The sequence below is a fragment of the Henriciella sp. genome (assembly GCF_029936995.1).
Taxonomy (GTDB): Bacteria; Pseudomonadota; Alphaproteobacteria; order Caulobacterales; family Hyphomonadaceae; genus Henriciella.
On record NZ_JAPYRE010000005.1, the window covers coordinates 161,143 to 175,037 of the forward strand.

Sequence of the window (13,895 nt, forward strand, 5' to 3'; positions counted from 1 at the left end):
GTCACGGCGACAGCTCGGCCGCGACACGGTCGGCCAGCAAGCGGCCTTCGCGCGTCAGGGTGATATGTCTGCCGTCCTGTTTCAGCAGGCCGGCTTCTTTCATGCCGCTCATGGCATCTGCTGGAACCGGGATGCCGGTCAGCTTTTGCAGGCGGGTTGTGTCAAAGCCTTCATCAGAGCGCAGGCCGAGGGCAAGGAGTTCGCGCGCATTGTCGAGCGGTGAAAGTTTTTCGCCTGCAAGACCGTCGGTACTGGAGACCGCTGTTCTATAATCTCCGGGTCTGAGCGGAGCATGTGTGACAAGGCGCTGACCATCAAGGGTGAGGCGCCCGTGTGCGCCGGGGCCGAGACCGATCCAGTCCCCGCCACGCCAGTAGGTGAGATTATGGCGCGAGTACATCTCCGGCGCGCGGGCATGGTTTGACACTTCGTAAGCTGGCAGCCCATGCGCCTCGGCGACTTGCTGGGTCAATTCATAGAGATCGGCCTGGTCGTCATCCGGCATCGGGATGAGTTCGCCGCGTTTGGCACGTTTACCAAAGGCAGTTCGCTCGGCGATTGTCAGTTCGTAGAGCGAAAGATGCGGTGCGCCGAGGCCGAGTGCCGCGGAGAGTTCCTTCTCCCAGTCTTCGGGCGGCTGGCCGGGCCGGGCATAGATCAGGTCGATCGAATGGTTGGGGAAATGGCGGGCGACCCGTTCGACCGCGCGCTGGGCCCCGACGGCGTCGTGATCGCGTCCCAGAAAGCTGAGCGCCTCATCGTCGAGGGACTGGATGCCGATGGAAAGACGGGTGATGCCCGCATCTGACCAGGCCGAAAGATCGGCGGAGAGCACGTCATTCGGATTGGCCTCCAGCGTGACTTCGGTGTCCCTCTCAAGGCCGAACAGGGTCTCGGCTTGCTGGATAAGGCCTGCAATGTCTTTCGGTGCCATGAGAGAAGGCGTGCCGCCGCCGAAATAGATGGAGCTGAGCCGAGGGTGGCTTTCCAGCGTACGGGCATGGCGGGCAAGATCGTCGGACAGGGCCTTTACCAGCGCATCATTATCCCTGTCCTTCGCCGCATAGACGTTGAAGTCACAATACGGGCAGATCTTCGTGCAGAAGGGCCAGTGGATATAGAGGCCGAACCCGTAAGCCGGGCCGAAGGGCAGCGCGGTGGAAATCAAAGCAGCGCGGCCCTGAGTTTCCTGAAAGCGTCGGCGCGGTGGCTCATGGCGTGCTTCTTCGCCGGGTCCATCTCGCCAAAGGTGTCGCTCTCGCCTTCAGCCACGAACATCGGGTCATAGCCAAAGCCTTTCTCGCCACGCGGGGGCCAGACAAGCTCGCCGTGGACCTCGCCTTCATAGACCTTTTCATGGCCGTCCGGCCAGACAACGGCGAGCGCGCAGACGAATTTTGCACGACGGTTGTCTGCGTCCATCCTGGCCAGTTCCGCTTCGACCTTTTCCATTGCCATATTGAAATCGCGCGGCTCACCGGCCCAGCGCGCGGAATAGATGCCGGGCTGGCCATCCAGCGCCTCGACAGCCAGGCCGCTGTCATCGGAGAGGGCCGGAGAGCCTGTCGCTTTCGCCGCCGCGCGTGCCTTGAGAAGGGCATTGCCAGCGAAGGTCTTTTCGGTCTCTTCGGGTTCGGGCAGGTCCAGGTCAATGGCGGAGACGACCTCCAGCCCGGCTGGTTCGAACAGGTCCTTGAGCTCCCTGACTTTTCCCTTGTTGTGGGTTGCCGCAACGAGACGGCCTTTTCCGAGCGTGCGAGTCATGGATGTATGTGGCTCCAATCTTGCTTTCTGACTGAATAGTATTATCGTTTAACGGTAAATTACGTGTTTGGGCCCAGAAACCCTTCTCATGATCGAGGTTTTGAAGACTTAAGATATGACGATCCGGAAGCAAAACTCCATGGCCGCAGTCCTTTCAATGCTGATGCAGGTCGTCATCTGGATCGCCGTCATATGCGGCATCGCCGCCTTTCTTCTTATCGGCGCCGGCCTTATCGGCAGCCTGAATGGCGGGGTGATCCGCATTCCTGGCATGGAAGCCTATGTGGAAGGCGTAAAGCCCGGACAGTTCGTTGCCGGACTTGCAAGCCTGGTCGTGTTCGCGCCGGGCATCATCTATGTGTGTGTCCAGCTCAGGCGCATCCTTTCGACGCTGGCGGCGGGCGACCCGTTCGTGCCGCAGAACGGCCCGCGGCTGACCCGGATCGCCATTGCCATCGCCCTTGTGGAGCTTGGGCGCTATCTGACCGTTATACTGTTGAACAGCTTTGTAGACCTTGGCACCGACCAGCCGCTGAGGCTCAGCATTAATCTTGCCGCGTGGGCTGCCGTTGTGGCGCTTTTCATCCTTGCGCAGGTCTTCCGGGAAGGGTCCCGGCTGCGTGAGGAAGAGAAGATGACGATTTAGGAGGCCGACCAGACAATATGGCCATTCGTGTAACTCTCGACCGCGTTCTGCTTGAGCGCCGCATGTCCCTGACGGAACTTTCCGACAGGGTCGGCGTCACGCTCGCCAACCTGTCCATCCTGAAGACGGGCAAGGCCAAGGCGGTGCGTTTTTCCACGCTGGAATCGCTCTGCCGGGAGCTCGACTGCCAGCCCGGTGACATTCTCATATTCGACGAGGAAGACGGAGACGCTGCAGCCGCCGATGACGAGGAAGCGGCCTGACCGTAAGGCCGTGGGTCGCCGGAACCTCTGCCCCCGGCAACAGGTTCATCTTTTCATGAAAACCTTATCCAGACTCAGCGCGCTTGGTGCGGCGGGCCTTGTCCTCGCCGCCTGCGGGGGCGACCGGGAAGCGGGCGAGTTCAAGAATGACTGGCTTGGCAACGAGATCAAGATCGACCGTCTGCAAGATCCGAAAGTGCCGGGCATTACCTGCCACATCGCCTATTTCGACCGCGGTGTCTGGGACCGGCTGGGCAAGGGCAACTGGTTCGAGGACCCTTCCAACTCCTCGATCTCGTGCAGCGTGACCGGGCCGGTGACGATTGGCCGGATCGACCTCGACCGGTCGGGCGAGGAAGTCTGGGACCGGGGCCGCTCGCTGATCTTCAAGCAGCTCGCCGTGCGCCGCATCTATGACCGCGAAGCGGACGCGATGATGTATGTCTCGTTTTCGAGGAAGCCGGTCGACGGCTCGGCAAAGATGAGCCTGTCGACCGTCCCGCTCTGGGATGTGGAGGTCAGCTGGGAAGGCCGGGAGAAGCCTGTGGGCGAGTAGGCAGGCGACATGCCGCAGTTACATGGCTGCGTGGCCGGGGGCATATCTATCTTATGACTTTCAGGGTTCGGAGTGCCGCTGCACGGCGGGAAGAGATTGAGGCCAATGCCGCCCGGCTTGGCATTGATGAGGCGTTTATCTCTACGCTGGTCGACACCTTTTATGCGCGTGTCCGCGCCCATCCCCGGCTCGGCCCGATCTTCAATGACGAGATCGGGGATGAATGGGACGCCCATCTCGCCAAGTTGAAGGATTTCTGGGCCTCTGTTGCGATGAATGCCGGGCGCTATTCTGGTAAGCCGGTGCCTGCACACACAAAACTGGACGGTGTATCAGCGGAAGATTTCGTCATCTGGCTCGGTCTTTTCCGCGAGACGTTGGAAGACCTTTCCGACAGTGAGGAAACGGTCGACTATTTCATGCAGCGCGCCGAGCGCATCGCCCGTAGCCTGAAGCTGGCGATGTTCGGGCTGGAGAGGGTGGACTAGTCCACCCCCAACCCTCACCGCGTTCGGGCGATTTACCCAATCGCCTTCTTCTGTGCCTCGAACAGCTCCGTGCAGCCCTTTTCCGCAAGACGCAGGAGGGTCTCGACTTCAGGCCGGGTCATCGGGCGTTCTTCGCCGGTACCCTGGATTTCGATGAAACCGCCATCGGAACTCATCACGACATTCATGTCGCCTTCGCCGCCGGAGTCTTCGGGATAGTCTAGGTCGAGCACGGGGGTGTCCTGGAACAGGCCGACGGAAATGGCAGAGGCCTGTTTCTGGATCGGGTCAGCCTTGAGGACTCCTTCCTCACGCATGTATTTGCAGGCCAGCGCGAGGGCGACGAAACCGCCGGTAATGGCGGCCGTGCGCGTGCCCCCATCGGCCTGGATGACGTCGCAGTCGATCGTGATCTGGTTTTCGCCAAGGGCATTGAGGTCGACGACCGAGCGAAGCGAACGGCCGATCAGGCGCTGGATTTCCTGCGTGCGGCCAGACTGCTTGCCGCGGGCGGCCTCGCGATTGCCACGGGTGTGGGTGGCGCGTGGCAGCATGCCGTATTCGCCGGTGACCCAGCCCTTGCCCTGTCCGCGCAGCCACGGCGGGACATTGTCCTGCCAGCTGGCCGTGCACAGGACATGGGTGTGGCCGAACTTCGCCAGGCAGGAGCCCTCGGCATAGCGGGTCACATTGGTTTCCAGAACGATGTCACGAAGCTGGTCTGCGGCGCGGCCCGAAGGGCGCACGAGATTGGTCATGGGGCGTCTCCTTTGTTCACCGTGGGGTGAAGCGCTTCGAGATTGGCTTGTCCACCCGCATTGATGGCGGCAGCTGCTTTCGCCTGTTCGGCGCGCGTGATGGGATAGCGCCAGAGGAGAAGCGCGGCGATGGCATAGGAACAGACCGGCACGCCGACGAAGACCATCATCAGCCCGCGTACCGTCTCCGGCGAATTGTCGCCGGACGGATTGAAGCCGACCAGAACGCCGAGCAGGATGTAGGGGATGCCGATGGCGAAGCTCGCGCCAGTCTTGTAGGCGCCTGACATCAGCGAATAGAAGAGCCCGGCCCGGTTAGCGCCGCCGCGGACTTCCTCGGCCTCGACAAGGTCTGCCATCATCGAGCGCAGGAGGATGAAGGGGGTGCCGTAGCCAAAACCGGTGACCAGGGAAGCGACAATAAGCGGTACAAGACCACCGCCCATCATGGCCAGCGGCAGGTAAGAAATATAGGTCAGCGCTGACCAGAGCGCGACAAAGCGCATCGCGATGAATTTTTCGGTACGCTTGGAAATCCAGACCCAGAACGGCATGGCGGCAAAGCCGGCGATGAAATGGATCATCAGGATCAGTGAAGCGAGGCCACTGCTAACGCCAAATCCCCATTCCGCGGCGAACAGGAATGTTCCTGCTGTACCTGCAATGGCGATGCCGATGAAGATTTCCGCGGCGAGTAGCCGCCAAAGCGTGGCTTCCCGCAGAGCCTTGAGGATGGCTTTCGGATGGAAGCTGGCGCGGGGGGCATTGGGGTCTGGCTGCGGGTCTGGAACGAGCCAGACGGCAGCGCCGATGGTGATTGGAAGGGCTATCAGCAGGAACCAGCCCATAATTGATATCTGGTGGGCAAAATCCACGTCCCCGGCCTGCGCCAGGATCTGTGGCAGGGCCAGCATGACCAGCATGGTGACAATGGTGAAAAGTTCCCGCCACATGAACAGGCGCGAACGCTCATCATAGCTGCGCGCAATGGAAGGCGCCCAGGCCTGGTGCGGCGTCGCGATCATCGTGGTGCCGATGTAGAAGAGGAAGAGGATGATACACAGGAAAATCGGTGAGACAGGTGGGCCTATGGGGTTATATAGGAACCAGACGGCCGGTAGCAGGACCGGCACGGCACCAAGCAGCCAGTGGCGGACCTTGCCGAGTCTTGAGGGCTTGGTATCGACCAGCCAGCCCATGACCGGGTCTGAGAAAAGGTCCCAGAAACGCAGGATCATGAAAATCAGGCCGACGACGGCAGTCCCCATCCCCATTTCACGGGCATAGAGCGGGGCGATAAAGACCGCCATGGGCAGGCCGACGGCCCCGAAGGGAATTCCGACGGAGCCATAGGCGACAACTTGTCGAAGAGGTAACTTAGCTGGCACGCTTGTCATGTGCCCCATGGAAGCCGATTTGAGACTGACGGCCAAGAGAAAAACGACTAATGAAACTGGAGATTGCAAACATCGAGAATTCAACGGCCAGGGATGCACCGAGATGAGTGACCAGCGTTTACATACCGGCCTGTTGCAGAGCCTGGACGACCGTTCGCGCGCGATTTTCCGCGAGATCGTCGAGACCTATCTGGAAACCGGCGAACCCGTCGGCTCGCGCACATTGTCCAAGAGCGGCATCAGCCTGTCACCAGCCTCGATCCGGAATGTCATGTCGGACCTGACAGAACTTGGTCTGCTCGATAGCCCGCACGTTTCGGCGGGCCGGATGCCGACACATATCGGGCTGCGCCTGTTCGTCGACGGTTTCCTCGAGATCGGTGAGCCTTCCGGGGATGACCGGGCCGAGATCGAGGAACGGCTGCGCTCTGGCAACCGTGACATGAAGGGCCTGCTGAAAGAGGCTTCCTCCATCCTGTCCGGACTTGCGGGCGGGGCAGGGCTTGTGAGTTCTCCAACGCGTGAGCGGCCTGTGCGCCATGTCGAGTTCGTGCCACTGGCGACGGGCGAGGCGCTCTGCATCCTCGTGGACGAGATGGGCGACGTGGAAAACCGGCTGGTGAAGATACCGGCCGGGCTGCCGGCAACAACGCTGATGGAAGCGGGCAACTATCTCGCCGCCCGCATGAAGGGGAAGACACTGCGTGAGGCGGCACAGGCCATTGGCGAGGAAATCGCCGAACGGCGCGCCCAGCTGGACCAGGCTGCGACAAGCCTTGTCGAGCAGGGGCTGGCCGAATGGGCCGGCGAAGTGCCCGGCGAGGAGCGCGCCCTGATCGTGCATGGCCGGGCGAATCTGCTGAATGACCCGGCAGCGGCTGAGAACATGGAACAGGTGCGCCAGCTGTTTGACATTCTGGAGCGCCAGCAGGGGCTTCTGGATGTGCTGGACTCCACCCGTGAGGCAGAAGGCGTGCGGCTTTTCATCGGTTCTGAAAACAGGCTTTTTCCGTTATCCGGTTCAAGCCTGATTGTGGCACCCTATATGAACGCCACGAGACAGGTAATCGGCGCACTCGGTGTGATCGGCCCGACCCGTCTGAACTATGCGCGTGTGATCCCGATGGTGGATTACACGGCGCGTATTGTCGGGCAGATCCTCGGCGAACGCCAGAAAACGTGAGAGTAGACAAGAGTTATGAACGAAGACCAGAAGAGACCTGAAGAGGCTGTCGAGACGGAAACCCTGGACGCAGGCAGCGAAGAGTCCGAAGCGCTGGAAGAGGCGGCCGTCGCGGACAATCAGGATGTGGACCCGGAAACCCGGATTGCCGAACTCGAAGGCGAGGTAACAGCCCTGAAGGATCAGGTGCTGCGCGCTCATGCGGAAATGGAAAACATCCGCAAGCGCTCTGCCAAGGAAGTGGCCGATGCACGCGTCTATGCGGTCGAGAAGTTCTCCAAGGACCTGCTCAGCGTATCCGACAACCTGCTGCGCGCGCTCAGTGCCCTGCCGGATGAGGAGCGCTCTGCACTGACCGAAGCCGGGCAGAACCTGCTGGGCGGTATCGAGATGACGCAGAAGGAGCTGCACAGTGTGCTGGCAAGACACGGTGTCACCGTGATCGATGCCGAGCCGGGCGCGAGCTTCGACCCGAACATGCATCAGGCTGTCAGCCAGATTCCGTCCGATCAGCCGTCCGGCAAGATCGCGGAAACCTTCCAGTCAGGCTGGAAAATCGGCGACCGCGTCCTGCGCGCAGCGATGGTGGCGGTGAGCTCGGGGCCGGCGAACTAGAGACATATTGTGAGGCGCGAGAGGCGGGCAGCTATTCTTCTGCCGCCTCGACGCTCCACGCCGTGACGGTCCCCGGCAGCCAGTTAGGGACGATGACGGTGCCGTCGATAATGGTGAGGTCGTTCTGGAGGATACCTTCTTCCTGCGTGTTCAGGAGTTCGTGTGTCTCGCCATCCTCGCTGACGAACCAGACCTGTCCCGGCCAGGCGGACACGAGGTAGCCGCCGTCTGTGAGGCCGATGCCGTCGGCGTTTTCCATGCCGGTGGCAATCTCGCTGAATTCCTGGGCTTCGGTCACTTCATAGAGCGTGCCCGAACTCATCGTGGCGACCAGAAGCCGGTCACCATCGCCGAGCAGGCCGTTCACGCCCTTGAGGCGGTCATCCTCCAGCCACACGCTGGCTTCATCTCCATTGATCTGCCAGATGCGCCCGCCGGAACTGTCGGACACCAGGACACTGGCATTCCAGGTCGTCATGTCGTTGAGGCCCTGCGCGCCGTCTATTTCCATGGTGTTGAGCAGGGTCCCGTCGGCGGGATCGACCATGTGAACCCGGTCAATGTCTGCGACGTAGAGAATGCTGCGGTCGACGACCATGCCCTTTGGGGCGTCCATGCCTGTGGCGAATTCAGCCGCGAGGACGTCGCCATCTGGTGAGACCTTGGAGATCCAGCCGGAGCCATCCTTCTCGCTTCCGTCGCCACCGACATTGGAAATGAAATATGCCCCGTCCGGTGCGGCAGCGACGCCTTCGGGCGCATTGAAACCGCTGGCTTTCCATTTCTCGGTGAGGCTCACAGGGGGAGGAGCTGTCTCTTCGGAGGCTTGTTCCTGAGCCTGCGCGTCTGTGTCCGTTGTGACTGTTCCGGCTTCTGTATCACCTGCTTCCGGTTCGTTAGCTGGCGTGCAGGCGGCGAGCAGCGTGCCCGCCAGAAGGCTTGTGAGGGTCAGTCTCATCGGTGTGCTCCTGAAAATGGCTTCACACCGATCTGACCACACGCCTTACTGGCGGGCAAGCCGGAAGCTATTCGACCTGGGCTTTCCGGTCGGCCTGCTGACGTTCCAGCATCCAGCCGGGATACTCCGGTTTCAGGGCAGAGACCTCGTCCAGGCTGGCGAGTTCTTCTGCGGTAAACTCGATATCGATAGCACCGAGATTGTCCTTCAGCTGGTCAAGCGTGCGCGCGCCGATAATGACGCTGGTCACATGCGGACGCGACAGGAGCCAGCCAAGCGCAACCTGCGGGACAGTCGCCTTCTTTGCCTTTGCGATGTCGCGCATGACATCGATGATGTCGAAGCCCTGTTCCTTGTCGATGGGCGGAAAGTCGAAGACGGTACGGCGCGCATCGTTCGGCCCGTCGCTGTCACGGGTGAACTTGCCTGACAGGAAGCCACCTGCAAGCGGGCTCCAGGGCAGGATGGCGAGATCCTGGTCCTCGGCCAGTGGAACGACCTCGCGTTCGAGCTCCCGGCCTGCGATGGAGTAGTACATCTGCGCACTCTCAAAGCGGTGAAGGCCCTTCTCGCGGGCATAGGCAACCGCTTTCATGGTGAGCCAGGCTGGCATGTTGCACAGGCCGACATAGCGCACCTTGTTATGGCGGATGAGCAGGTCGAGCGCTTCGACGGTTTCCTCGATCGGTGTCAGCGGATCAGTGCCGTGGACCTGGTAGAGGTCGATATAGTCCATGCCGAGCCGGTCGAGGCTTTTCTCGACGCCGTCCATAATATGCTTGCGCGACAGGCCGGAAATGTTGACGGCCTGATTTTCACGGCGCTCTGCCTCGGCCTTGACCTTGTCTGAAGCGTCTTCGCTGACAGCCATGGAGACACGTCCGAAAACCTTGGTGGCCACGACGATTTCATCCCGTGGGAGATTATTGTTGCGGATGGCCTCGCCGAGCATCTTCTCGGAGATGCCGGCGGAATAGACATCGGCGGTGTCGAAGAAGTTGATCCCCGCATTAAAGGCGGTGCGGACCAGTTCGTCAGCGTCTTCCTGCTGTTGCTTGCCGATGTATTTCCAGAAGCCGGTCTGGCCGCCGAAGGTCATCGTTCCGAGACAGAGTTTCGAGACGACGAGACCCGTGCGGCCGAGTTTCGTGTATTTCATTGGAATTGTCCTTCCTGCGGTCTTGTCCGGGCCACGGATGTGGGGCGGGGGTGGCGCGAAGGCGAGGGCATGAAGAAATTTTATGCTGGCAGAGGCGCGCGGCCGACTGTGTGCCTGTCGGCATATTCCTGAATACGGATCAGTGTGTGAGCGCAGCCATGTGCAGAAGCGACAGGAGCACTACGGCCGGGAATCCACTTTTCCCACATGCGTTCATGGATCGCGTAGGCGATTGTCTGGAAGACTGGTTCAACAAGGCCAATGCCAAGTGCAATCCGCCAGCTGCCTGTAAGCCCATAGGCTACGGCGAATGCGACGATCAGGTGCATCAGACTGTAACTGAGTGTTTTCAAAGCGGTACGTGGCATCGGGGCCTCTGGAGACGTTGCCAGCAAAAATTATGGCGAATGAGAATAGTTTTCAAATTGATCGTAACAGGTGTTACGATAAATGTTGTCTATAGGGGCTGGTGTGCGTTTGCCGGTTAAGCGGAGTCTGCCAGGCCCACTCAGATGTCACCACGGCGTCACTCAAATGTGAGGATGCCTCTTGAGCCTGCGAAAGGCCTTCCCATATCGCTGCTGAAGACACGCTCGAATGAAACGGGCGCGACATTCACATTCCATAGAGCTGCTGTTCCGGGTGCTGCCCGCCAGACCAGGAAACAAGGAGCAGCGGCGGCTTAAAGAAGAGAGTGAACTGAAATGGGAAAAATCATTGGTATCGACCTCGGCACCACGAACAGCTGTGTTGCCGTCATGGATGGCAAGGAAGCCAAAGTTATCGAAAACGCTGAAGGCGCGCGCACAACGCCGTCGGTTGTCGCTTTCACAGAAGGCGATGAGCGGCTTATCGGTATGCCGGCGCGCCGTCAGGCTGTCACCAACCCGGACTTTACCTTTTATGCGATCAAGCGCCTGATCGGGCGTCAGTTCGATGATCCGACCGCGCAGAAGGACAAGGAAATCTCACCCTTCGAGATCGTGAAAGGCTCCAATGGAGATGCCTGGGTGAAGGGCCGCGACAAGGATTACGCGCCGCAGGAAGTCTCCGCTTTCATCCTGACCAAGATGAAGGAAACTGCTGAAGCCTATCTCGGTGAGGAAGTCACACAGGCCGTCATCACGGTACCTGCCTACTTCAACGACGCACAGCGTCAGGCCACCAAGGATGCCGGCAAAATCGCAGGTCTCGAAGTCCTTCGCATCATCAACGAGCCGACCGCAGCTGCACTGGCTTATGGCCTCGACAAGCAGGAAGGCAAGACGATTGCCGTCTATGACCTTGGCGGCGGTACGTTCGACGTCTCGATCCTCGAGATCGGCGACGGCGTGTTTGAAGTGCTTTCGACCAATGGCGACACCTTCCTCGGCGGTGAGGACTTTGACCTTCGCGTGGTCGACTTCCTCGTCAGCGAGTTCAAGAAGGATCAGGGTATCGACCTGTCCAAGGACAAGCTCGCCCTGCAGCGCCTGAAGGAAGAGGCCGAGAAGGCGAAGAAAGAGCTTTCTTCCGCTTCGCAGTATGAAGTGAACCTGCCTTTCATCACGGCCGACCAGTCCGGGCCGAAGCACCTCAACATCAAGCTGACCCGTGCGAAGTTCGAGAGCCTCGTCGAAGACCTTGTGAAGCGCACCATCGAGCCGTGCAAGCGTGCCCTCAGTGACGCTGGCAAGTCCACCTCCGAAATCGACGATGTGGTCCTCGTTGGCGGTATGACACGTATGCCGGCCGTACAGGCGTCGGTGAAGGACTTCTTCGGCAAGGAACCGCACAAGGGCGTGAACCCGGATGAGGTTGTTGCTATCGGCGCGGCCATTCAGGGCGGTGTCCTGCAAGGTGACGTGAAGGACGTTGTCCTGCTCGACGTGACCCCGCTGTCGCTCGGCATCGAAACGCTGGGCGGTGTGTTCACCCGCCTGATCGACCGCAACACAACGATCCCGACCAAGAAGTCGCAGACCTTCTCGACCGCTGAAGACAATCAGCCGGCCGTGACGATCCGCGTCTTCCAGGGTGAGCGTGAGATGGCGGCCGACAACAAGATCCTCGGCCAGTTCAATCTGGAAGGTATCCCGGCTGCCCCGCGCGGCGTGCCGCAGATCGAGGTGACCTTCGACATCGACGCCAACGGCATCGTCAACGTGTCCGCCAAGGACAAGGCGACGAACAAGGAGCAGAAGATTACCATCCAGGCATCTGGCGGTCTCTCCGAAGACGAGATCAACAACATGATGAAGGATGCCGAATCCAACGCCGAAGCCGACAAGAAGCGTCGCGAACTCGTCGAGGCGAAGAACTCCGCCGAAGCCCTTGTCCACCAGACCGAGACCCAGCTCTCCGAGCATGGCGACAAGGTCGAGGCCGATGTGAAATCCGAGATCGAGGCGGCAGCCGCCGACCTCAAGACAGCCGCCGAAGGTGAAAACCTCGAGGACATCCAGGCCAAGCACCAGGCGCTGATGACAGCGGCTATGAAGCTCGGTGAGGCAATCTATGCCAGCCAGCAGGAAGAAACGGCAGAAGCTGACGCCAAGGCCGATGCGGCCAAGGAAGATGACGATGTCGTCGATGCTGACTATGAGGAAGTTGATGACGAGGACCGCAAGTCGGCCTGATCGTTTCCGGCATAGCTGAAACAGACGCCCCGCAATCACTTGCGGGGCGTTTTTTTATTGGTAGTACCAAGGGCCACGAATAGCTGCCTGTGAGGGGACTGCATCATGGAATTTGTGTCGACGCTCGAAGCCTTCTGGGAACAGGTCGAGACTGTTTTTACCACAGGCTTCCTGGGCCAGCCGATCGGGCGCGGTGTCATGGCACTGGCGATCCTTGTCGTGGCTTTCCTGCTGCGTGGGCTGGTGGCCAAGGCGATCGCGGCCACGATCGGAAAGATGGCCGGGCGCACGAAGACAGACTTTGACGACCAGGTCGTTTTCGCGCTGAAGAAGCCGCTTACACTGTTGCCGATTGCAGCCGGTGTGTTCTTTGCCGCCCAGGCGCTCGGCGCGTCGGGTGAAGTCGATGTCTTTATCGCCAATCTGACACGCTCGATCGTGATCCTGGCCATTTTCTGGGGCATGTTCAGGGTCATCGGGCCGCTTCTGGACTTGCTGAAGGGCCTCAAGAGCGTGATGGGGGACACGTTCCTCGACTGGATGAAGCGTATCATCAAGGCGATTGTCTTTTTTGTCGGGGGCGCAGCGATCCTGGATGTCTGGGGAGTTCCGGTCCTGCCTTTCCTGGCCTCGCTGTCGCTCCTGTCTGTTGCCGTCGCGCTTGGCGCACAGGACCTGTTCAAGAACCTGATTGCAGGGATGACGATTATCGGTGAACGCCGGCTGGCCAAGGGCGACTGGATCTTTGTCGACAATGTCGTTGAGGGGTTCGTCGAGGATGTCAGCTTCCGCTCGACCACGGTACGCCGTTTCGACAAGGCGCCGGTCTATGTGCCGAACGCGAAACTTGCGGACAATCCACTGACCAACTTCTCGCGTATGACGCACCGCCGGATCTACTGGCAGATCGGGCTTGAGTACCGCACGACTTCGGAGCAGCTCACCACGATCCGCAAGGCGATCGAGGATTATATAACGTCGAATGATGACTTCGCTCCGGCCGCCGAGGTGTCGACACTGGTGCATATCGACGAGTTCTCCGACTCGGCTGTGACCATCATGGTCTACTGTTTCACCAAGACGATCACTTGGGGCGAGTGGCTGGCCATCAAGGAACAGCTGGCCTTCTTCGTGAAAAAGACCGTCGAGGCGGAAGGGGCGAGCTTCGCCTTCCCGAGCCGCTCGCTTTATTTCGAGAAACTGCCGGATGGCTTCGGTCCGGAAGCGTTCAAGCCGCCCCATGATGATGACGACGAGGAGTCTGAAGAAGGTGGCGACACGCAGGCTGATGACGTCGAGGAGGAGATTCCCGACAAGCATGTCAGCAGGAGTACCAAGGCTTCAAGGCGCAGCGGCGCAAAGCACGGTAAGGGACCTCACCCGCATGGCCGTGGTGTAGAAGGCGAAGGCGGTGATGTCGGTGGCGATGAGGGGGAGTAGCGTCCGCGTGTATGAGGGGGCGCCTGACTGCCGGACAGCGGCAGGACATG

15 protein-coding genes are annotated in these 13,895 nt (G+C 60.3%); 8 read left to right on the top strand and 7 right to left on the bottom strand.

Translation table 11 applies throughout. The annotated features are described in order from the left end of the window. Position 1 precedes the first annotated feature (1 nt). Entirely contained in the window at positions 2-1,168 is a 1,167-nt protein-coding gene (hemW, locus tag Q1K31_RS12860) for a radical SAM family heme chaperone HemW (protein WP_300380198.1), read from the bottom strand. Next, positions 1,165-1,764: an RdgB/HAM1 family non-canonical purine NTP pyrophosphatase gene (gene rdgB / locus Q1K31_RS12865; protein WP_300380200.1), complete on the bottom strand. Its 600-nt coding sequence runs from the start codon at positions 1,762-1,764 to the stop codon at positions 1,165-1,167. Before rdgB ends, hemW begins: the two co-directional genes overlap by 4 nt. 139 nt (positions 1,765-1,903) lie before the next feature. Between rdgB and Q1K31_RS12870 the strand changes: the two genes are divergently transcribed. From Q1K31_RS12870 to Q1K31_RS12885, 4 genes are read left to right on the top strand one after another with little or no spacing between them, the layout of a single operon-like run. After that, on the top strand, positions 1,904-2,410 hold the full coding sequence (locus Q1K31_RS12870) for a DUF2975 domain-containing protein (protein WP_300380202.1): 507 nt from the start codon (positions 1,904-1,906) through the stop codon (positions 2,408-2,410). A 17-nt stretch (positions 2,411-2,427) separates the two neighbouring features. Then, positions 2,428-2,673, top strand: a complete 246-nt coding sequence (locus Q1K31_RS12875; protein ID WP_300380204.1) for a helix-turn-helix transcriptional regulator — start codon at positions 2,428-2,430, stop codon at positions 2,671-2,673. A 55-nt stretch (positions 2,674-2,728) separates the two neighbouring features. Beyond that, positions 2,729-3,229: a CreA family protein gene (locus tag Q1K31_RS12880; protein WP_300380206.1), complete on the top strand. Its 501-nt coding sequence runs from the start codon at positions 2,729-2,731 to the stop codon at positions 3,227-3,229. A 53-nt stretch (positions 3,230-3,282) separates the two neighbouring features. Beyond that, positions 3,283-3,717: a group III truncated hemoglobin gene (locus Q1K31_RS12885; RefSeq protein WP_300380208.1), complete on the top strand. Its 435-nt coding sequence runs from the start codon at positions 3,283-3,285 to the stop codon at positions 3,715-3,717. Between the two features lie 32 nt (positions 3,718-3,749). On the opposite strand, the gene rph is transcribed toward Q1K31_RS12885, so the two are convergent. Together rph and Q1K31_RS12895 are read right to left on the bottom strand one after the other, a co-directional pair. Next, complete coding sequence (rph, locus tag Q1K31_RS12890) at positions 3,750-4,475, bottom strand: ribonuclease PH (RefSeq protein ID WP_300380210.1); 726 nt, start codon at positions 4,473-4,475, stop codon at positions 3,750-3,752. Beyond that, the gene (locus Q1K31_RS12895) at positions 4,472-5,863 is read right to left on the bottom strand and encodes an MFS transporter (RefSeq protein WP_300380212.1); all 1,392 of its coding nucleotides are present in this window, start codon (positions 5,861-5,863) and stop codon (positions 4,472-4,474) included. Before Q1K31_RS12895 ends, rph begins: the two co-directional genes overlap by 4 nt. A 112-nt stretch (positions 5,864-5,975) precedes the next feature. Here Q1K31_RS12895 and hrcA point away from each other — a divergent pair, with 112 nt between their 5' ends. Further along, on the top strand, positions 5,976-7,055 hold the full coding sequence (gene hrcA, locus Q1K31_RS12900) for a heat-inducible transcriptional repressor HrcA (RefSeq protein ID WP_300380214.1): 1,080 nt from the start codon (positions 5,976-5,978) through the stop codon (positions 7,053-7,055). A gap of 15 nt (positions 7,056-7,070) precedes the next feature. Next, positions 7,071-7,670: a nucleotide exchange factor GrpE gene (gene grpE / locus Q1K31_RS12905; RefSeq protein ID WP_300380216.1), complete on the top strand. Its 600-nt coding sequence runs from the start codon at positions 7,071-7,073 to the stop codon at positions 7,668-7,670. A gap of 31 nt (positions 7,671-7,701) precedes the next feature. Here grpE and Q1K31_RS12910 read toward each other — a convergent pair whose 3' ends face one another. The 3 genes from Q1K31_RS12910 to Q1K31_RS12920 form a co-directional block, all read right to left on the bottom strand. Further along, on the bottom strand, positions 7,702-8,628 hold the full coding sequence (locus Q1K31_RS12910; RefSeq protein ID WP_300380218.1) for a hypothetical protein: 927 nt from the start codon (positions 8,626-8,628) through the stop codon (positions 7,702-7,704). A gap of 67 nt (positions 8,629-8,695) precedes the next feature. Further along, positions 8,696-9,787 carry an aldo/keto reductase gene (locus tag Q1K31_RS12915; RefSeq protein ID WP_300380220.1) on the bottom strand — a complete coding sequence of 364 codons (1,092 nt, stop codon included), beginning with the start codon at positions 9,785-9,787 and terminating at the stop codon, positions 8,696-8,698. A gap of 80 nt (positions 9,788-9,867) precedes the next feature. Next, positions 9,868-10,155 (bottom strand): DUF2061 domain-containing protein, encoded by a 288-nt coding sequence (locus Q1K31_RS12920; protein ID WP_300380222.1) that lies wholly within the window; start codon positions 10,153-10,155, stop codon positions 9,868-9,870. Between the two features lie 336 nt (positions 10,156-10,491). Between Q1K31_RS12920 and dnaK the strand changes: the two genes are divergently transcribed. Both dnaK and Q1K31_RS12930 read left to right on the top strand, forming a co-directional pair. Continuing rightward, positions 10,492-12,405, top strand: a complete 1,914-nt coding sequence (gene dnaK, locus Q1K31_RS12925; protein ID WP_300380224.1) for a molecular chaperone DnaK — start codon at positions 10,492-10,494, stop codon at positions 12,403-12,405. Between the two features lie 105 nt (positions 12,406-12,510). Beyond that, complete coding sequence (locus Q1K31_RS12930) at positions 12,511-13,845, top strand: mechanosensitive ion channel family protein (RefSeq protein ID WP_300380228.1); 1,335 nt, start codon at positions 12,511-12,513, stop codon at positions 13,843-13,845. Positions 13,846-13,895: the final 50 nt, after the last annotated feature.